Genomic DNA, 21382 nt, shown 5'->3' with positions numbered 1-21382 from the left:
CCATGAAGGTAGATATTTTTTCAGTACACGCGATTAGCTGTACAGGTCATCATCATTTCTTCTGAAGTAGATCTTATCTTCCAGGAATTCCATGGTAGCCTGGATAGCAGGGTTTGCCATCCGCTCATAGAAACGGGAGATTTCGATCTGTTCTTTATTCTCGTGCACTTCTTCCAGGTTATCTGTATGACTGGCAAATTCTTCCAGTTTAGAGTGCAGTTCTTCCTTCACAGATATGTTGATCTGGTTGGCGCGTTTAGCAATTACTGCAATGGATTCATACAGGTTGCCAGTTTTGCCTTTGATCTCGGTAGTATTTTTGGTTTCTACCATTGGATTAAGACTGCTGGTAAGACCTCTTTTTATTTTGCTCATTCTCCAGAGAATTAATTATTGATTATTAATATTGTTAAGGGTATTGTTTGTTTCCTTCGCATTTTTGGCTGCTTTCGCCTTCTTCCGCTCTTGTTTCTTACTAACCGGTGCGCTCAGATTATCTATATCCTTGATATTGTTTTTTGCTAAGGTATACCATTTTTCGGCATCTGGCTTCAGGCGGCTGGAAGAATAATGGTCTGCGAAGTCCATGTACTCAGATACCACATCTTCGTAGCGCTCTTTCTGCTTATCCCAGATGCTGTGTTCGGCATACTTGTAATAAGCTTTGATAGCCATATACTTATATCCATCGCTCTTGTCGGAGTCCGGATAGTTGCGCATCAGGCTTTTGAAGCTGATAGCGGCAGCTTTGTAATAACCCAGGTTGTAATACAATTCTGCGTTATTGTATTCCTTCTTTTCCAGTTTCTGACGGCACAGTTCGATTACCAGGTTACCCTCTGCCACCTTATCGGAGGTGGGGTAGTTGTTGATAAAGGTCTGCATGGCAGAAATGGCCTTGATGGTATTCGCCTGGTCCAACGGGATTTTAGGAGATTGCTTGTAATAGCAGTAGGCCTGCATATAATCCATCTCGACCGCTCTTGGACTGTTAGGGAAGTTATCAAGGTAGTTTTTAAAGTAAAACCCTGCCTGAACGTAATCCTTTAGTTTATAAGAGCAATAGCAATAGTTATAGTAAATCGGCTCATATTTCTCCGTTCCCTTGTAAACCTGGAACAGGGATTCATACAGGGATTGTGCGGTCATGTACTTCTTCTTCTCATACATTTTGTTCGCATAAGCCAGTTTGGCTTCGTAATCCTTGCTTTTTTCGATCTTACGTAGTTCTGTGTTACAGGACGACGCGATAACAATTACTAAAAGACTGATAAAAAAAGAAAATTTCTGCATTTTCCGCATAAAGAGGGCAAAGTTAAGAATTAAATGTAAATGTAAGATAGGGTAGCAAATACAGCTGTTAAAATTTTGCCAAAACACATTTTCCCACAAAAAGGATTTTTGGGCTTGTATAAGGTCTGTTCGAGTGCTGTTCGAGTGTTGTTCGACGCGTCTTCGACGCTAGTTCGATGCTTCTTCGACGCTTGTTCGACTAAACAAGAAAATGTCAACAATATTAATGAACATTAATAATCAGCGAATTAACTTACTTACTAACACATATTCACACACTTTCCACATATTATCAACATACATTCCCACAGAATAAACACAAGCTCATCAATAAACCATTCAAAACCCCATTATTATAGGCAAAAAAATACTGTGGAAAAAATTTATAATTCATTTTTTCGTTAGAGAGTGGGAAAAAGTGTTATTTTGTGTTAGAAAATGGAATTCAAGGACTTTCGCCCCCAAGTATGACAGGTTTTCTGGGAGAATATGAAGCAACGCTTGACGCAAAAGGACGCTTTCTACTCCCCGCTGGTTTTAAAAAGCAGCTGGCAGAAGGCGCCGGGGAGCAGTTTGTCATCAACCGGGGATTTGAAAAATGTCTGTCCTTGTATCCCATGAACGAATGGCAACCAATTTTTGAGAAGATCAGCAAGTTAAACGACTTCGATCCAAAAGTTAGGGAATTCCGCCGGTACTTTCTGAACGGAGCCACCATTTGTGAACTGGACAGTGCAGGCAGATTGTTAGTGCCAAAAAACCTGATGGCCTACGCATCGCTCGACAAAGAGATCGTGCTTTCTGCGGCCACCAACAAGATTGAAATCTGGGATAAAACAAAATACCAGGAGTTCTTTGAAAATTTCTCACCAGGAGCCTTCAGTGACCTTGCAATGCAGGTCATGGGAGGTGGAGATAACAATATTTCGATTTAACAGCTATTATGGGAGAAGCGTCACAATATCACCTGCCCGTTCTGCTGGAAGAAGTGGTTACTCATCTGCAAATCAATCCCGAAGGGACTTATGTAGATGCCACTTTTGGCGGCGGCGGTCATTCCAGGGCCATCCTGGAACAACTGAACGAAAACGGACGGCTCATCGTGTTTGATCAGGACGAAGATGCCTATAATAACCGGATAGATGACCCCAGGGTCACCTTCGTACAGCAAAACTTCAGACACCTGCACAGGTTCCTCAAACTGTACAAAGTTCCCCCGGTTGACGGCCTCCTCGCAGATCTGGGCGTTTCATCATGGCAGTTTGATACAGCAGAAAGAGGATTTAGTATCCGGTTCGACGGAGATCTGGATATGCGCATGGACAAAAGAACAACCCTCACAGCAGCAGCGCTGCTACAATCCTACTCAGAACAGGAATTACACCTCCTGTTCCAGAACTACGGAGAAGTAACCAACGCACGCACACTGGCTAAAACTATAGTCACAGAGCGAAAAGCCCGCCCAATGAGGACCATTAACGAGTTCAAATCCGTTATTCAGCCAATCGTAAAAGGCAATCCGCAGAAGTACCTCGCACAGGTATTCCAGGCACTCAGGATTGCCGTCAACGACGAACTGGGCGCCCTGAAAGATTTGCTCACACAAGCAACTGAAGTATTAAAACCGGGCGGTAAACTGGCTATCATAACTTTCCATTCACTGGAAGACAGACTGGTGAAGAACTTTATGAAAACAGGACAATTTGAGGTGCAGGACGATCCATTTTCTTTTACCACACCCCCCAAATTGTACCGGTTAGTTACAAAAAAACCAGTCACCGCTGGCCCCGAAGAACTAAAACGTAATTCCCGGTCCCGTAGCGCAAAACTAAGGGTAGCCGAAAAATTATAACAGGTCCGGACTGACGAACATTTAAAAGGGTACAACTAAAAAAAAGCGTCAATCCCCCAAATTACGTTGATCATGTGCGAAGGATGTTATACCATATCATTCACGTTGACTAATAAAACCGAGCTGTTTGGAACAGGAAGAACATATACCAGTTGCAGAATTACCGGATGAACCGGAACAGAAAAAAGAATGGCGCCTGCGTATCAATTACGCAGCCATCACGCAAAATATGCCCTTTATTCTGTTTCTCTCCGCACTCGCACTGATCTATATCGCCAATAGTCACCTGGCTGAAAAAAAAATCCGCCAGATCAACAAACTGGGACGTGAGATCAAAGAACTGAAATGGGAATACCTCAATGTGAAAAGTGAATTGATGTTTCGTAGCAAAATGAGTGAAGTCAGCAAATCAGTGGAACCCTGGGGCCTTAAGCCTCTTAGTTCCCCACCCCAAAAAATCGTACTGAAGAAACAGTAATAATCATATCAGACTGTGGAAGTAAAGAAAGACATATTGTGGAGAGTGTATCTGTGCTTTATCGGCATGGTACTGTTTGGTGTGGCTATATTAATAAAGGTGTTCTTTCTCCAGAACGTTGAAGGCAATTACTGGCGAAGCATGGCTGACAGCCTGCACACCCGCTACGTAACCCTCGACGCAGACCGGGGTACCATCTACTCCGAAGAAGGCAGGATGCTATCAACATCGATCCCCTACTTCGACGTAAGAGTCGATTTCGCAGCAGATGGGCTCACCGATAAAAATGGAAAGATCTTCAAGGACAATGTTGACTCATTGTCCCTTTGTCTTTCAAAGACTTTTCAGGACCACACCCCGCTGGAGTATAAAAATATCCTCCGCGAAGGCTATAAAAACAAAGACAGATACTTTCTCCTGAAAAGAAATATCACGTTCACCCAATATCAGCTCCTCCGGCAATTCCCCATGTTCAGACTCGGGAAAAATAAAGGCGGACTGATCGCGGAAACAAAAAACAAACGCATTAACCCCTTCAAACTGCTGGCTAACAGAACCATCGGTTTGAGCAGGCAAAATGCACAGAACGTAGGTCTCGAAAGGACCTACGATAGCTATTTAAGCGGTACCACAGGTAAAAGACTGATGCGTCGCATTGCTGGTGGTACTTTCGTCCCCGTCGAAGGATATGATATTGAACCTGAAAATGGTCACGACATCATCACCACCATCGACGTAAACATGCAGGATATCGTTGAAACCGCCCTCATGAACATGATGGTCGCCAACGAAGCTGAAAACGGTACCTGCATACTGATGGAAGTGAAAACCGGCAAAATCAAAGCAATCGCCAACCTGGGCAGACAACCAGATGGCAGCTATTTTGAGGATATGAACTACGCCCTGAGAACAACAGAGCCAGGCTCTACGTTCAAACTGGCTACCGTCATCTCCGTACTCGACGACAAATACGCCACCATGAACAACATGGTAAACCTGCAGGAAGGTAAGTGGCAGATAGGACGCAGAACCGTATTTGACTCCGAACCACACCCAGGCCAAACGAACGTTACCATCAAACACGCGTTCGAACTGAGCTCAAATGTGGGAATGGCAAAACTGGCCTACCAGTTCTATAGTAAAAAACCAAACGACTTCGTCTGGCACCTGAGAAAACTCAAGCTCGACAAGCCAACTGGTATAGACCTCGTAGGTGAAGACCAACCAATTATCAAAACCACCGCCAGCAGAACATGGAGCGCAACCAGCCTTCCATGGATGGCATTCGGTTACGAAGTGTTAATAAGCCCGTTGCAAACCTGCATGCTCTACAATGCTGTAGCTAACAACGGCAAAATGATGAAGCCTTACCTGGTGAACTCCATTAATGAATATGGTAAACCAGTGAAGACTTTCGAACCTGAAGTTGTAATGGACAGCATCTGCTCTTCCAGTACACTCACCCAGGTAAAAGCAATGTTGGAAGGAGTCGTGATGAATGGAACGGCCAGGTCATTGTGGTCACCATATTACAGCTTTGCCGGTAAAACCGGTACCGCCCTGGTAGCAAATGCTAACCGGGGTTATGCCGATAAAATATACCAGTCCTCTTTCGCAGGATATTTTCCTGCCAAAGACCCGCAGTTCACCTGCGTTGTGGTCATCAAAAACAAACCACATGCAGCTAAGTTCTACGGCGCCTCTGTAGCAGGACCCGTTTTTCGCGAAGTAGCAGACAAACTGTATGCTATCGCTGTCGAAAAACAACAACCCATGCGGGCTAACCTGATGCTGGATACATTGCTGGCATTCAAAAACAGTAAAGCCCGTGATTGGAAAGAAATCACGACTACACTGGACCTGCCCGTGGAAGGAGATGTGAATAACAACAACTGGGTAAGTGCAAAAGTGACGGACAAGAAAGTAAACTTTGCACAGGTAGCGCAGGTAAAAGGCAGCGTACCCAATGTAACAGGAATGGGATTGAAGGATGCATTATACCTGCTCGAGAATGCGGGATTGCGTGTGGTGGTAAGAGGTGCTGGTAAAGTAACCAGCCAATCCATTCCAGGTGGAACACAATTAGAAAAAAATCAAACGATAGTCATAGAACTGAGTTAATGAAAACACTGCGTGACATATTATATAATGTAAACATCGTGGCTGTAAAGGGCTCAACCGATACTGCCGTGAATGCACTGAACATCGACTCCAGGGCCATTAAGCCTGGAGATGCCTTCATTGCAATCAGGGGTGTACATGCAGATGGTCACCTGTTCATTGACAAAGCTGTACAAAATGGCGCTATTGCCGTGATCTGTGAAGAACTCCCCGCACAGACTGCCGAAAACGTAGTCTACGTGCAGGTAAGCAGCAGCACAACGGCAGCAGGTATGATAGCAGGCAACTTCTATGACAACCCTTCTCACAAGGTACAACTCGTAGGCGTGACCGGTACCAATGGTAAAACCACCATCGCTACCCTCCTGTTCAAACTGTTCAGCGCTCTCGGCTACCATTGCGGACTGCTCTCCACCGTACAGAATCAGATCGGTGACAAGATTGTTCCTGCTACCCATACCACCCCGGATCCCATTCACCTGAATGCACTCCTGGCGGATATGGTCAATGATGGCTGTGACTACGTGTTCATGGAAGTAAGCTCTCATGCTATTCACCAGCAAAGAATAGCAGGGCTGAAATTTGCCGGAGGCATCTTCAGCAACATCACCCACGATCACCTGGACTATCACAAGACCTTCGACGAATACATCAGGGTGAAAAAATCCTGGTTCGATGGTCTGCCAGCTACGGCCTTTGCCCTCACTAACCTCGACGACAAAAGAGGTAACGTGATGCTGCAAAACACCAAAGCAAAAAAACAAACTTACAGCCTGCGCACCGTTGCAGACTTTAAAGGAAAGATCCTTGAGAATAACCTCACTGGCCTGATCATGATGATCAATGAGACAGAAGTACACTTCCGCCTCATCGGTGAGTTCAACGCATACAATCTGCTGGCCGTATACGGGGCCGCTACCCTGCTCGGTCAGGACAAAGCCCTCGTATTACAGGCACTCAGTAACCTGTCAGGTGCTGAAGGACGTTTCGATTACATCGTTTCTCCCCATCAGCGCATTATAGGTATCGTGGATTATGCACATACCCCCGATGCATTGCTCAATGTGCTGGCCACTATCAAAAACCTGCGCAAAGGCAACGAACAGGTCATCACCGTAGTAGGCTGCGGCGGCGATCGGGATACTGCAAAACGCCCGGTCATGGCCGAAGTAGCAGTAGAACGCAGTGACAGGGTAATCCTTACCTCCGATAATCCCCGTTCTGAAGATCCGAACGAAATTATCAGGCAGATGGAAGCCGGTGTACCCGTACATCTTAAAAAGAAAGTACTGTCTATCACCGACCGTAAAGAAGCTATCAAAACAGCAATCAGCCTCGCAAATCCTGAAGATATCATTCTCATAGCAGGTAAAGGCCATGAGAAATACCAGGAAATACAAGGCGTGAAGCATCCTTTCGATGATAAACAGGTGCTGGAAGAGACAATGAGGATGATGGAGAAATAAAACTAACAAACAACTAACGACAACAAACTAACTAACAACTACTAACTAACAGTATGCTCTATTACTTATTCAATTATTTGAAAACGTTAAATTTCAGCGGTAGCGGGATGTTTCAATTCATCACGTTCCGTGTGACGATGGCGTTACTGTTATCCCTGGTAATCTCTCTCTTGTTAGGTAAACGTATCGTCAGATTCCTCCAGAAAAAACAGATCGGGGAAACCATCCGTGACCTCGGCCTGGCAGGTGAAAACAGTAAGAAAGGTACCCCTACCATGGGTGGTCTCATCATCCTGGCTGCCATCGTAATCCCTACCCTGCTGTTCGCACAGGTAAAAACCGTTTACATCTGGCTCATGCTGCTCTGCACCGTTTGGTTGGGGCTGATCGGTTTCCTGGACGACTATATCAAGGTATTCAGAAAGAACAAAGAAGGTCTTGCCGGTAAGTTCAAGATCCTGGGCCAGGTTGGTTTAGGTATCATCATCGGTAGCACTTTGTACTTCAACGAAAATGTTGTGATCTCCCGCGAGATCCTGGGTGCGAAGAAACTCGCCCCTTACGAAAGAGTAATTGGCAAGCAGGAAAGAGTGACCAAAGAAGGACATCGCTTTGCAGATGTGAAAACACCAATCACCTCTATCCCATTTGTAAAGAACCATGAATTCAACTACGCCAAACTGATCTCCTGGATCCCTGGTGCAGAAAAATATACTTACATCCTCTACATCCTCATCGTGATCATCATCATTACAGCAGTGTCCAATGGTGCAAATCTCACAGATGGATTAGATGGATTGGCCACGGGTGTCTCTGCGGTCATAGGTGTTTGCCTTGGCATATTTGCCTATGTATCCGGTAACATCCAGTTTGCCGAATACCTGAATATTATGTACATCCCCAACCTGGGTGAACTGTCTATATTCATTGCCGCCTTTGTAGGCGCCTGCGTAGGCTTCCTCTGGTACAATGCTTACCCGGCTCAGGTGTTCATGGGCGATACAGGTAGTCTGGCTTTGGGTGGTATCATTGCCTCCCTGGCCATCATTGTAAGAAAAGAATTATTGATACCGATTTTCTGTGGTGTATTCCTGGTAGAAAACCTGAGCGTAGTATTGCAGGTCTCTTACTTTAAGTATACCAAGAAAAAATATGGTGAAGGCAAGCGCATATTTTTAATGTCTCCCCTCCACCACCATTACCAGAAGCTGGGTTACCACGAAAGTAAAATAGCTGTAAGGTTCTGGATCATTACAATCATGTGTGCAGTATTTAGTATTGCAACATTAAAAATCAGATAAGCAAAATGACAAAGAAACTCATCATACTCGGAGCCGGTGAAAGCGGAATTGGTGCAGCCCTGTTAGGCAAGCAACAGGGGTATGATGTATTCGTGTCAGATGGTGGAACCATCAAGGATATTTATAAACAGGAACTGGCTGTCAACCATATTCCTTTTGAGGAAGGACAGCATTCCTGGGATGTGATTTTAGGTGCCGATGAAATTGTTAAAAGCCCTGGCATTCCTGAAAAAACGGAACTGATGAAAAAGATCCGTGCGAAAGGAGTACCAGTGATCTCTGAAATCGAGCTGGCTTACAGGTTTAGCAAGGATGCCAAAATTATCGCCATTACCGGCAGCAATGGAAAGAGCACTACCACAGCGCTCACCTTCCACATCTTTGAGACAGCTGGTCTCAATGCCGCCATGGTAGGTAACATTGGTCTGAGTTATGCCCGTGTAGTAGCAACCGCACCCGCTGATTATTACATCGTCGAAGTGAGTAGTTTTCAACTGGACGATATCGTGGAGTTCAAACCCAACGTGGCCATCCTGCTGAATATCACACCAGATCACCTGGATAGATATGGCTATAAAATGGAGAACTATGTGGCGTCAAAATTCCGCATAACGATGAATCAGGGACCGGAAGATTTCTTTGTGTATTGCAAAGACGATCAGGAGATTAACAATTATTTGAAGAAGCAAACTATTTATTCAACATCAATACCCTTTACTATCATGGAACCGTTAAAGCAAGGAGGATTTATGGTAAACGATCAGGTAAACATCCAGGTTAATGATGAACCAGTAATCGTATCAATGTATGATCTCGCGCTTAAGGGCAAGCACAACTTGTACAATTCCATGGCAGCGGGTATTGCTGGTAGGACCATGGAGATAAGGAAAGAAAAAATTCGGGAGAGCCTGACTTCTTTTAAGAGTCTGGAGCACCGTATGGAGTACGTTGCCACTGTGCGTGGAGTGGATTTCATCAATGATAGTAAAGCGACCAATGTAAACTCGCTGTGGTTTGCACTGGAAAGCATGGAAACCCCGGTAGTACTGATTATGGGTGGTGTGGATAAAGGAAATGATTATAGTGCTATCAGGGATCTCGTAAAAGAAAAAGTAAAAGCAATTATCTGCCTGGGTATAGACAATGCGCCAATTCAGGATGCACTATCAAAAGATACCCCGGTAATGGTTGATACACGCAGTATGAAAGAAGCTGTGGATGCAGCTTTTCAACATGCAGAAAAAGGTGATGTAGTATTGCTTTCTCCGGCTTGTGCAAGCTTCGATCTGTTCAAGAACTACGAGGACAGGGGTAAGCAATTCAAAGAAGCCGTGAGGGAACTATAAAATACCCGGGATATTCCGGAGACTAAAAGAGTTAAATGGACGGTATACTTCATAGGACAAAGGGTGACAAAGTGATTTGGACGATCGTGATCTTCCTCTCACTAGTGAGTCTGCTGGCGGTTTATAGCGCCACAGGGTCGCTTGCCTATCGCCTGCAGGGCGGTCATACGGAGTACTACCTCTTCAAACAATTAAGTGTACTGGTAATGGGGTTGCTGATCATCTACTTTGCACACAGGGTGAATTATACTATTTACTCCCGTGTGGCACAGATAGGTTTCCTGATCTCTATCCCTTTATTAATCTATACGCTGGCATTTGGTAGCCATATTAATGATGCAAGCCGCTGGATTAGACTGCCCGTTATTAATCTGACCTTTCAGACTTCTGACGTAGCTAAGCTGGCCATATTTATGTACGTAAGCAGGCAGTTGTCCAAAAGACAAGGTAACATCACCGATTTTAAGAGAGGCTTTCTGCCTATCATTATTCCGGTGGGTATCATCTGTGTACTGATTATGCCTGCAAACATGTCTACTGCATTGCTGCTGGGCGCCAGCTGTATGATCCTTTGTTTTATAGGCCGGGTACCCATCAGGTATCTGGCTGCCATGGTAGGTGTAGGTGTAGTGTTGATCGTACTGATGTTCGCAATTGCCGCTCTTACAGGAAAGAAAGGACGTACTCAGGTATGGATAAACCGAATAGAGCATTTCATCTCTGGTGATGATTCAAAATCGGATATGCCCTACCAGGTACAACAGGCAAACATTGCTATTGCAGGTGGCGGTGTACTCGGCAAAGGTCCTGGAAACAGTACCCAGCGCAACTTCCTCCCACATGCTTATAGCGACTACATATATGCTACAATTATTGAGGAGTATGGTATCTTTGGCGCCTTTTTGATATTGATGGCCTATATGTTGCTATTATTAAGAAGTATCAGCTTGTTTAGAAAATGTCCCTATGCATTCGGCGCTTTTCTGGCAGTTGGTCTCAGCATCACATTAGTCATACAGGCACTGACAAATATGGCAGTGAATGTAGGACTCTTTCCCGTAACAGGGGTGACGCTGCCACTGGTGAGTATGGGCGGATCTTCCGTGATCTTTACCAGTCTGGCCATAGGAATCATACTGAGTGTGTCAAGAAATGTGGAAGAACTGGAAGGTAAAAGAATAGAACAGGAAAGGATTGCGAAGGTAGTAGCGCAGCAAGCCGAAATCGAAGAATTTTAAAAACTAAAATGAACATGCAACGCAGAATTATCATAGCAGGTGGTGGTACCGGAGGACATATCTTCCCGGCGATCGCTATTGCCAATGCGTTGAAAAAAATAGAACCAGAAACAGACATTCTCTTTGTTGGTGCCAAAGGAAAGATGGAGATGGAGAAAGTGCCGCAGGCTGGCTACCGCATCGAAGGATTGGAAATAGCAGGATTCAATCGCAGCAATATGCTCAAGAATCTGTTGCTCCCTTTCAAGATTCTGAAAAGCCTGTCACAGGCCCGCAAGATCATTGACACTTTCAAACCGGATGCCGTAGTGGGTGTGGGTGGTTACGCCAGCTTCCCCGTTATGCGCAAAGCACAGAAGAAAGGTATCCCTACCCTCATACAGGAACAAAATTCCTTTGCAGGGAAAGCCAATATGGTGCTGGGAAAGAAAGCCGACAAGATCTGTGTGGCCTACGAAGGAATGGAGAAATTCTTCCCGGCTGATAAAATTGTAATGACGGGCAATCCTGTAAGAGGAAACATTACACAATCTGCGGTATCAAAAGAAGATGCACTCGCACACTTTGGTCTCCACACAGGCAAACAAACAGTATTTGCTGTAGGTGGAAGCCTGGGAGCAAAAGCAATCAACGAGGCATTGGCGCCAATACTCGCCACTTTTGTAGAAAAAGATATTCAGCTGATCTGGCAAACAGGTAAGCCTTACTTTGAAACAGCGAAAGCCGCTGCAGCACCATACACCTCCCATGTTAAGGTGTATGAGTTTATCAACGTAATGGACTTCGCTTACAAGGCTGCGGATGTAGTGGTATCACGTGCAGGTGCACTGGCCATCGCCGAACTCTGTGTGGTGAAGAAACCTGTCATCTTCGTGCCCTACCCGTTTGCGGCCGAAGATCACCAGACATTCAATGCAAAAAGCCTGGTAGATAAAAAAGCAGCGCTCCTCATTAAAAATGATGACGCAGCCGCACAACTGGGAAACACATTATTCAGTTTGTTACAAAACAATGCGTTACTGCAACAGCTGGAAGAGAATATTGGTAAACTGGGAAATTCAAATGCTGATATGGTCATTGCTAAACAAGTGTTAGCACTGGTCAAATAAAAGAGATAAGAAAAATGGATCTGAACAACATACAACGTGTTTACTTCATTGGAATCGGAGGCATAGGCATGAGCGCCATCGCCCGCTTTTTTAATGAAAAAGGCGTGCATGTGAGTGGCTACGACCGCACCGAAACACCGCTGACCCGTCAGCTGGCTGAAGAAGGTATGCAGATTCATTACTCGGATGATGTAGACCTGCTGGATAAAAATACACAGCTGGTTGTATATACACCCGCTATTCCAGGTACGCACGCAGAATTGATCTGGTACCGCAAAAACGAATACGAAGTAGTAAAACGAAGCGACGTATTGCAGGAGATCACAAAAGAGTTGTTCGCCATCACCGTAGGTGGTACACATGGCAAAACAACCATCTCTACCCTTACCGCTCACATACTGCGTCATAGTGGTTATGGTTGCAACGCCTTCCTTGGTGGTATCAGTGCCAACTACGACCGCAACTTCTGGAGCAGCGACAAACAGGTAGCTGTGATCGAAGCAGACGAGTATGACCGTTCATTTCTGAAACTGCACCCGGATATCGCAGTACTCACTGCCATGGATGCAGATCACCTGGATATCTACGGTACAGAAGCAGACATGCGTGATGCCTTCGTACAGTATACTGCGAACATCAAACCAAATGGTACGCTGATCGCAAAGCTGGGATTACCCCGTGCAACAGAACTAAAAGGTGATAATAAACGTTGGTATCATCTAAAAGATTCAAAAGCAAATATTTTTGCGACCAATATCAGAACAGTTGACGGTGGTTACCTGTTTGATGTAGTAGAGCAGGACTGGCACATTCACGATGTACGACTGCCTATAGGTGGCACACACAATATTGAAAATACAGTGGCAGCCATCACAGTGGCGCACCTGTTAGGCATAGATGCCGCAAAAATCAAAGCAGCAATAGCTGATTTCAAAGGCATCAAACGTCGCTTTGAATACCTGGTGAAGAACGATTACCAGGTTTATATCGACGACTACGCACATCATCCGGAAGAATTGCGCGCCCTCATTAGCAGTGCCCGCAGCTTATTCCCCGACAAGCGCTGTACAGTCATCTTCCAGCCACACCTGTATACCCGTACACGTGACCTGGCCAAAGGATTTGCTGAGAGCCTGTCCCTGGCAGATGAAGTGCTGCTGTTACCCATCTATCCGGCCAGAGAGTTACCCATCGAAGGCGTGCACAGTGAGATTCTGGCGGAAAAGATTACAGTACCAGTGCAGGTCATACCGAAAGAAGAAGTATTGACCTGGGTAAAAGCGAATAGCGCACCGTTGCTCATCACGGCTGGTGCCGGAGACATTGACCAATTCAGAGATCCAATCAGGGAAATTTTGAACGGAGAAAAAGTGAAGGAGTAGACAACAAAAACTTAAACCCAAATGCAAACCAAGACCCGCCGGGCATTAAAGCGAATAGGTAGTGTACTGCTCTGGACAGCGGTATTGACTGGATTCGTAATCCTGCTTGTTGCGGCAGTGCAGGACAAAGAAGAAGGTAAATGCAAGGGGATCGTTGTAAAACTGGTAGGTGACGAGAACAACTATTTTATAGAAGAGAAAGATATAAAAGTGTTGGTGGCTGGCGACAAGAATTTAAATCCTGTAGGCAAGCCCATAAAAGAGATCAACATCGCAGCATTGGAGAAGATTGTAGCCCGTGATCCCTGGGTAAAAACTGCGAACATCTTTGTGGACAACCAACGAAGACTCACCGTCAAAGTCGCTCAGCGAGAGCCCGTAGCAAGGATTTTTACCTTAACAGGCAATTCTTACTACCTCGACAGGGATGGAGACAGAATACCGGTATCGGCCCGATATACAGCAAGAGTGCCGGTGTTTACAGATTATCCGTCAGACGCTGCAAAAGTGCAAAAGGCAGACAGCGCATTGACAGCAGGAATCATGGAAATAGGCAGCTTCATACAGAGCGACCCTTTCTGGACTGCACAGGTAGAACAAGTGGTCATCACCCCCCAGCGTGAGTTTGAAATCATACCGACACTGGGCGATCATGTGATACTGTTTGGAGACGGTACCGATGTAACAAAAAAATTTAACAAACTGCTGGCGTTCTATAAAGAGGGATTGAGTAAAGTGGGATGGAACAATTACGCAAAAATCAATGTTGCATTCGAAAACGAAGTAGTATGCACACGGAGAAGCGGGGAGGAATTATCGAAAAAGCTGGCTGCTGAAGACAGCGCAAAAATAGCCAGCGCCGGCGATACACTGGCGAGGATAATGGTTCACGGAAATGATTCAGTGCAACCGGAAGCAGCAAAACTAGAGGCTTCAGTCAGGGTGGTACCAGCCAGACCGACGGCTTCAAAACCAAGAAATCAAAAGGACAAGTCGTCTGGAAAAAAGGAACCAAAGGCAGTGTATAGGCCCGGTAGAAATTAGTAACACAACAAAAAACTATAGAAACGCCATGAATCAGGAAGCTCCTATCATTGTAGGTCTTGATATTGGAACTACAAAGATTGCTGCCATTGCAGGTCGAAAGAACGAATTCGGGAAACTGGAAATCCTGGGTTTCGGTAAAGCCCCGTCTTTTGGTGTTCAGCACGGAATGGTGTTGAATATTGATCAGACGATCAAGGCGATACGTCAGGCCCTGGAGAACTGCTATGCATCTAATCCAAACCTGGAGATCAATGAAGTGTATGTTGGCATTGCAGGTCATCATATCAAGAGCCTGCAGACCCGTGGCGATATCGTGCGTAACGATACCGAAGCGGAAATATCCCAGAAAGATATTGATCAACTGATAAATGACCAGTATAAAACGGTGATCCCCGCCAGTGACCAGATCATTGACGTGATCCCACAACAATATATTGTTGATAGCCTCCAGAACATCACTTACCCGATCGGGATGAGCGGTGTGAAGGTGGGAGCGAACTTTCATATCATTACAGGTGATAAGAATGCGATTCGCAATATCAACCGTAGTGTGGAGAAATCCGGACTGAAAATCCATGACCTGGTGCTTCAGCCCCTGGCTTCTGCCGCTGCCGTAATGTGTGATATGGACTTCGAAGCAGGCGTAGCCATCGTAGATATCGGCGGTGGTACTACAGACCTGGCTGTGTTCTACGAAGGTATCCTGAAGCACACAGCCGTAATTCCTTACGGTGGTGAGAATATCACCAACGATATCAAAAACGGTCTCGGTGTACTGAAAACACAGGCGGAACAAATGAAGGTGCAATTCGGTTACGCACTGGCTGACGAAGCAAAAAGCAATGCTTACATCACCATTCCCGGACTGCGCGGACAGAGTCCTAAAGAGATTTCAGTGAAGAACCTGGCTCATATCATACAGGCACGTATGAGTGAAATTATGGACTTCGTCATTTATCATCTCAAGCAGATTGGTATGGACAATAAGATGCTCAATGGTGGTATCATCCTCACAGGTGGTGGCTCCCAGCTGAAACATCTGATCCAGCTCACAGAATATACCACCGGTGTAAGCGCACGAATCGGTTATCCGAACGAGCACCTGGCCTCCGGTCATATCGAAGAACTGACCAAACCAATGTATGCAACCTGTATAGGTCTTATTCTTAAAGGTTACAACGATTACGAGAATGACCGCAGGGCGCTGGAAGATAATTACGTAAAAATCAACACCAGCTACATCGCAAAGGAGCAGGCCTCAAAAGCCGCTACAGAAGCGGATAGTGGCTGGGAAGATGATGCCCCGTCAATCGAAGAAATTCAGGCAAGAAAAGCGAGAGAAAGAAATGCTTCGCTGAAAACATTCCTCGACAGAATGAAAACGAAGATCATCGACATGTTCACAGAAGAAGAGGATGCAAAACTTTAACAGGATATTTTCGGAGAATGGCGTAATTGTTGCAGCCATAAACGATTTTAAATCAAATAATTAATATTCGGCTAAATGGTAGTGGGTTCTACCACTACCAATAATTACTAACTATAGAAGAATTTGTGGGCATTATTAATTATACTTACTAACCCATAAAAGAGATAGAGTCATGATACATTTTGATCTTCCCAAAGAAAAGTCTTCCATCATCAAAGTGATAGGCATTGGTGGTGGCGGAAGCAACGCGGTGAACCACATGTTCAACCAGCGTATTGAGGGCGTGAATTTTATCATCTGTAATACAGATGCACAGGCTATCTCCAATAGTCCTGTACCCAATAAAATTCAGTTAGGTCCTCACCTGACTCAGGGTCTGGGTGCTGGTGCCAACCCCCGCATTGGTGAACAGGCGACCGAAGAATCCTTTGAAGAAATCAAAAAGATCCTGGAGGTGAATACCAAAATGGCATTCATCACGGCGGGTATGGGTGGTGGTACCGGTACAGGTGGAGCACCTATCATCGCCAAGATCTGTAAAGAACTGGGTATTCTTACAGTGGGCATTGTGACCACTCCCTTTTCTTACGAAGGAAAGAAAAGGATGCAACAGGCTGATGAAGGTGTAAACCGTCTGAAAGAATACGTAGACACACTGCTGATAATTTCTAACGATAAACTGCGCCAGAAGTTCGGCGACCTGAAGTTCAAGGCTGCTTTTGAAAAAGCAGATAACGTACTGGCTACCGCTGCTAAATGTATCACAGATGTGATCAACAGCACTGGTCAGATCAACGTGGACTTTGCGGACGTTTGTACCGTAATGCGCAATGGTGGTGTAGCCATCCTCGGTGCTGCTACTGCAGAAGGTGAAAACCGCGCGCAGAAAGCAATCGAAGAAGCACTCACTTCACCGCTGCTGAATGATAACGACATCCGTGGTGCTAAATGGATTCTGCTGAACATCTCTTCTGCAGAAGGTGAATTTGAACACACACTCGATGAAATGGATACTATCCAGGCTTACGTACAAAGCCAGGCAGGTGAGGATTGCGATGTGATTCTCGGTGTTGGCTACGACCAGGACCTGGATCGTAAACTGGGTGTAACTGTTATCGCTACAGGTTTTGAACAAAAACCGATTCAGCAGGTAAAAACGGCCCCACAGGATCCATCTCATAATCAACCTAGAATCGTAATGGAACTGGGTCGTGAAGGTGATGAAAAAAAGATGAACACCCCTGTTAGCTCCAACAATAACTCACTGTTCATCGAACCAACCGACCATATGGCGCCACGGTTGGTAGAGCCTGTGGTAACGCAGCCGGCTACAACGTTTGTAACACCAGAGCCTCCGGCAGAAACCAACAGGAGTAGCTTTGCCCTGAACATTGAACCTGTAGGAACAACTGCTCCTACACCAGGCTTCACCAACGTAAACGTAATACAGCCCAATAATCAGGCGGCTGGTGGATACCCTGCCAGACACATTTTTATTGAGCCGACTACGACTCCACCGCCTGCCGAAACGCCAGAGATGAAGATCGTATTCCGTGAAGAAGAGCCAAGCACTGAAATGACAAATGATATGCAGCAGCTGCATGCATTTGAAGAGCAATTAGAAGAGCAAAAGCGTAAACAGGCAGAGCGCGTAGCAAAACTGCGTAGCCTCAGCTTTAACGTGAAAGGCATCGATAATAATTCAGAAATTGAAAACGTTCCTGCATACATTCGTCGAAATATCAATCTCGACAATGGCGCTGGTTCTGCTGAGAATTTCTATTCTAACTATACAATTTCTGATAGTCAGAATAATCAGGCAGAAATCAATACGATCAATACTTTTTTAGATGGGAAAAAACCCGATTGATTACATTCGAACGTTTGATTGTTTTTTTAGTTGTGTTAAAGAAAGTCCTCTGGTTCTCCGGGGGACTTTTTTATTCTAATCTCCTGTCAATCAAAATGATCCTTAAAATAATAATCTGATCTAATTAACATCACCTTAACTATTTTCTTCGAAAGATTACCGAACTTACTTTCGTTAATCACACAATTTTCTGAACCTCAAAATCCCCCCTCAAAATGGATACAACCCAGTTTACATCGAACTCATCCTGAAATAATTTTTCAACTTTTTTTGAAGAGTAAACTAACAGGTTTATTTTGATATCAATACGTTCGTAACAGCATTCTCCTTCTCTTACCTATGACCGTGAAAGATTGTTCGTGAATAGATGAAATGTACTACCAACCAAATCCTAACTGAATTCAGTGCTTATTCTTTTCTTCTTTTAAGAATGCAAAAAATTTGTTGACTTGAGGGATCAAGTCAAATCTTATTGGATTGTTTTAACACTGTAGCGATCAATAAAAGCCACAGGTTATTACAGTTATTTTTCCCTGTATTGTTGCTATCAAAAAAAAGTTGACATTCATTCCGACAACGCGAAAAGGCACGGTAATACTCTGATTAGCAAGAGTAAATGGCAATTGTTTTGCTTCAAAATCCCACCTTTTATTACTATGGAAAACTTAACCAGGAACAACAGTCCCTTTTCTCTGAAAGTATCTGTACATGCATGGAGAAAGATAGAAGACGTCAAAAAGTCTATTGACACATTAAATCTCAACAACGACTATCAGTTAACGCTGGGACAAATCGCGCAGAAGCACTACATGAGTAAAAGCATGATCAGCAAAACATTTCGTCTGCGCTTCAATATCTCTATACATCAATATATTATTCAATTAAGAATGGAGCGGGCTAAGTCGTTGCTTGCGGGAAACAGCGCTCTTTCGATTTGCAAAGTAGCAGAAACTCTCGGTTATTCTATCTGTTCCAACTTTTCGAGAGACTTTAAAAAATATACAGGTATGCTCCCGTTAGAGCTATCCAAAAAAGCAAATATGGCAGAGAACGGAGTTGAGGAAATAAATAGTAATCCAATTGTTTAATCCTAACTCAATAACTATGGGCACCCAATGCATACATCCTAAAATTCTGTTTATTACCCTGCTTATTTCATTCAGCCTGACACTGGGTCTAAAAGCGCAAACAGAGCAGGCATCCTTTTTTGCTGATAAAAAGGTTTGCCTCCCAGGAGATACGATCTGGTTAAGGATTTTCCTGCGTGATACTGTGCATACAACTAGTACAAACTTTTATGTTGAGCTTTATAGTGATAAAAATACCGACACTACAAAACCAATCAGAAGATACCTATTCCCTGTTAAAGATGGCATTAGTATGGGGCAGATAGAAACACCTGACAGTGCCGGTATTTATTGGTTGAGAGGCTACACACTAAATTCTAAAAATGAACTGATATATCCGTTTACGATAATCGATAACCCCAGAAAGGTAGCGGTCAAAGAGTTATTAGATAAGACTCAACAAGAAAATATTAACACTAATATGGTAAGCTACAGTAGAGATACGAGTGGCATATATATTCATATTGATGATCCCGAATTCTCCAATTATTCTATTTCTATCACAAATGCAGAAAATCCAGACGTGTCAGTGCCTTATAGCCGAATTGTAAGCCAGCGAAATTCATCTATTTCAATAGACTCAGCTTACTTAAGTTATTCGATATCCGCGAGGGATTTAAAATTCGCTAACCAGGATGTAGTAATTGTACTTCAAAAAGATACTACCATGACTACACCACAATTAATATCCCTTGATAATAATGCCTCTCTTTCTCTCAATAATCTTTACTTTTTTGATTCAGCTTTTATTTACTATAAACTCAATAATAACAAACGTTCAAAAGATGCATTCAATCTCGATATAGATACACTAAAATATCCTCCATTCAAATTACCGCTTACCTCCGTTTACAAAACTGAAAATATTGGGATGTTTGGTGGCAACGATTCAATACCATTTATTATCGGCAAACGCACTTTAAAAACTTTTGTTGTAAAAAGTAAATGGAAGGATAGAAACCTGGAATTGAATAAACGATACGTAATGTCCTCTCAATTTGAACCAATTGAACAATTTGCATTTGATCTGCGGGATCCTGAAATAACAACAAGATATAGCTCCTTATATGATTTAATGTCAAGAACACTTCCAAAAGGTTGGGCGAGAAATAGCCTGGGATTTATGACAGGATCATGCAGGGAAGGTGTATTATATTATGAAGATGAGCGACGCGTTAACGGACAATATTTAAATGCACAACCATTGAACCGCTACGCCTATTTTAAAGCCTACTCTGATCTCCAACCTTGTCCATGCATTGTTATATATACACGCAAAGGAAATGATTTGAAAGCGTTACCTTCTCAAATGAAAACGCTGGCATTAAAAGGATATGATAAGCCACTTCAGTGGACGTCTCCAGATCGGATAACTTATCACTGGAATCCATTTATAACAGATGCGTATTATAAATTTAAAATTCCAGCAAAAAAATTCAGGTTACAAATAATGGGAGTCAAACAAAATGGCAGTTCATTCTTTTATAATGATGTGATTGATGAGGAAAATATTGCTATAGGTACAGCAATAAATACAAAATAATTCTACCATTCTAAATTTTGCTCCTTTTTGATATATGCTAATACAACAAATCTTTGTTACTTCACTTACATTATTCAACAAGCATGCATACCAGTACCAATACCCCACTTGGGTGATTTAATGAGTCTGGTCTAACAAGATAATATCTCTGTTGACCAGATTCAAATTCCCAAAAAACAAGTCTAAACTATGCGAAAAGTTAAAACCCCATATCCCAAAAGAGAATGGTTTACTGACTTTATCTCCTGTTTGTTTATTCTCCTTTTCATTTATGCAGCAATCAGCAAATTATTAGCTGGAGATACTTTTAAAGAACAGGTCAGTCAATCACCGTTACTCACTTCATACACATCCTTGGTGGTCATTTTAATACCGCTACTGGAAATCTTACTCTCAATATTGCTATTGAGACGCCAAACAAGATTAACTGCATTATATGCCAGTTTCGGATTAATGATGCTATTTACCTCCTATATAATAGCAATTACGAAGTTTAGCAATTATGTGCCATGTTCATGTGGAGGCATTTTGGAGAGAATGACGTGGAACCAGCACCTGATATTTAACAGCTTCTTTATACTCCTGGCTGTAATAGCCATTTTAATATACAAACCGGTAAAGCCCTAAATAAATAGCCCTCAAAATAACCACTAAATAATTGTCAAAATACAATCAGGGGACGCTGAAAACCTGGACCAGAGTAGGCACATACTTAAACAAACTCAAATGAAAAATTTCAAATTCGTAGCCATTGCTTTAATGCTAGTTGGAACCTTGACT

At 43.7% G+C, this 21382-nt stretch carries 17 protein-coding genes; 15 read left to right on the top strand and 2 right to left on the bottom strand.

Features of this window, described 5'->3' with window-relative positions:
* Positions 1–33: 33 nt before the first annotated feature.
* Together ABDW16_RS06900 and bamD are read right to left on the bottom strand one after the other, a co-directional pair.
* Positions 34–375: a DNA-directed RNA polymerase subunit omega gene (locus ABDW16_RS06900; protein ID WP_072359134.1), complete on the bottom strand. Its 342-nt coding sequence runs from the start codon at positions 373–375 to the stop codon at positions 34–36.
* Between the two features lie 15 nt (positions 376–390).
* The gene (bamD, locus tag ABDW16_RS06895; protein WP_343668640.1) at positions 391–1293 is read right to left on the bottom strand and encodes an outer membrane protein assembly factor BamD; all 903 of its coding nucleotides are present in this window, start codon (positions 1291–1293) and stop codon (positions 391–393) included.
* Positions 1294–1760: 467 nt separating this feature from the next.
* Between bamD and mraZ the strand changes: the two genes are divergently transcribed.
* The 15 genes from mraZ to ABDW16_RS06820 all read left to right on the top strand — a co-directional run bounded on the left by mraZ (position 1761) and on the right by ABDW16_RS06820 (position 20602).
* Positions 1761–2228, top strand: coding sequence for a division/cell wall cluster transcriptional repressor MraZ (mraZ, locus tag ABDW16_RS06890; protein WP_343668639.1), 468 nt, complete (start codon positions 1761–1763; stop codon positions 2226–2228).
* A gap of 8 nt (positions 2229–2236) precedes the next feature.
* A complete protein-coding gene (gene rsmH, locus ABDW16_RS06885; RefSeq protein ID WP_343668637.1) occupies positions 2237–3145 on the top strand; it encodes a 16S rRNA (cytosine(1402)-N(4))-methyltransferase RsmH in 909 nt (302 codons plus the stop codon).
* A gap of 127 nt (positions 3146–3272) precedes the next feature.
* Positions 3273–3623 carry an FtsL-like putative cell division protein gene (locus ABDW16_RS06880; RefSeq protein ID WP_343668636.1) on the top strand — a complete coding sequence of 117 codons (351 nt, stop codon included), beginning with the start codon at positions 3273–3275 and terminating at the stop codon, positions 3621–3623.
* Positions 3624–3638: 15 nt separating this feature from the next.
* Positions 3639–5744 (top strand): penicillin-binding protein, encoded by a 2106-nt coding sequence (locus ABDW16_RS06875; RefSeq protein WP_343668634.1) that lies wholly within the window; start codon positions 3639–3641, stop codon positions 5742–5744.
* Positions 5744–7210, top strand: coding sequence for a UDP-N-acetylmuramoyl-L-alanyl-D-glutamate--2,6-diaminopimelate ligase (locus ABDW16_RS06870; RefSeq protein WP_343668633.1), 1467 nt, complete (start codon positions 5744–5746; stop codon positions 7208–7210). Before ABDW16_RS06875 ends, ABDW16_RS06870 begins: the two co-directional genes overlap by 1 nt.
* Positions 7211–7317: 107 nt before the next feature.
* Positions 7318–8511: a phospho-N-acetylmuramoyl-pentapeptide-transferase gene (mraY, locus tag ABDW16_RS06865; protein ID WP_343668632.1), complete on the top strand. Its 1194-nt coding sequence runs from the start codon at positions 7318–7320 to the stop codon at positions 8509–8511.
* Between the two features lie 5 nt (positions 8512–8516).
* Entirely contained in the window at positions 8517–9857 is a 1341-nt protein-coding gene (gene murD / locus ABDW16_RS06860; RefSeq protein ID WP_343668631.1) for a UDP-N-acetylmuramoyl-L-alanine--D-glutamate ligase, read from the top strand.
* Between the two features lie 35 nt (positions 9858–9892).
* On the top strand, positions 9893–11095 hold the full coding sequence (locus ABDW16_RS06855; RefSeq protein ID WP_343668630.1) for an FtsW/RodA/SpoVE family cell cycle protein: 1203 nt from the start codon (positions 9893–9895) through the stop codon (positions 11093–11095).
* A 14-nt stretch (positions 11096–11109) separates the two neighbouring features.
* Positions 11110–12204, top strand: a complete 1095-nt coding sequence (gene murG, locus ABDW16_RS06850; RefSeq protein WP_343668628.1) for an undecaprenyldiphospho-muramoylpentapeptide beta-N-acetylglucosaminyltransferase — start codon at positions 11110–11112, stop codon at positions 12202–12204.
* A 14-nt stretch (positions 12205–12218) separates the two neighbouring features.
* Positions 12219–13586 carry a UDP-N-acetylmuramate--L-alanine ligase gene (gene murC, locus ABDW16_RS06845; protein WP_343668627.1) on the top strand — a complete coding sequence of 456 codons (1368 nt, stop codon included), beginning with the start codon at positions 12219–12221 and terminating at the stop codon, positions 13584–13586.
* 21 nt (positions 13587–13607) lie between these two features.
* Positions 13608–14630 carry a hypothetical protein gene (locus ABDW16_RS06840; protein ID WP_343668626.1) on the top strand — a complete coding sequence of 341 codons (1023 nt, stop codon included), beginning with the start codon at positions 13608–13610 and terminating at the stop codon, positions 14628–14630.
* Between the two features lie 28 nt (positions 14631–14658).
* Positions 14659–16062, top strand: coding sequence for a cell division protein FtsA (ftsA, locus tag ABDW16_RS06835; RefSeq protein ID WP_343668624.1), 1404 nt, complete (start codon positions 14659–14661; stop codon positions 16060–16062).
* Between the two features lie 172 nt (positions 16063–16234).
* Entirely contained in the window at positions 16235–17932 is a 1698-nt protein-coding gene (gene ftsZ, locus ABDW16_RS06830; RefSeq protein WP_343668622.1) for a cell division protein FtsZ, read from the top strand.
* A 656-nt stretch (positions 17933–18588) separates the two neighbouring features.
* A complete protein-coding gene (locus ABDW16_RS06825; protein ID WP_343668620.1) occupies positions 18589–19020 on the top strand; it encodes a helix-turn-helix transcriptional regulator in 432 nt (143 codons plus the stop codon).
* Between the two features lie 16 nt (positions 19021–19036).
* Positions 19037–20602, top strand: a complete 1566-nt coding sequence (locus ABDW16_RS06820) for a hypothetical protein (protein ID WP_343668618.1) — start codon at positions 19037–19039, stop codon at positions 20600–20602.
* Positions 20603–21382: the final 780 nt, after the last annotated feature.

Origin of the sequence: Chitinophaga sp. (assembly GCF_039596135.1) — a bacterium.
Lineage (GTDB): Bacteria > Bacteroidota > Bacteroidia > Chitinophagales > Chitinophagaceae > Chitinophaga.
This window is presented reverse-complemented; position numbering and strand designations above follow the sequence as displayed.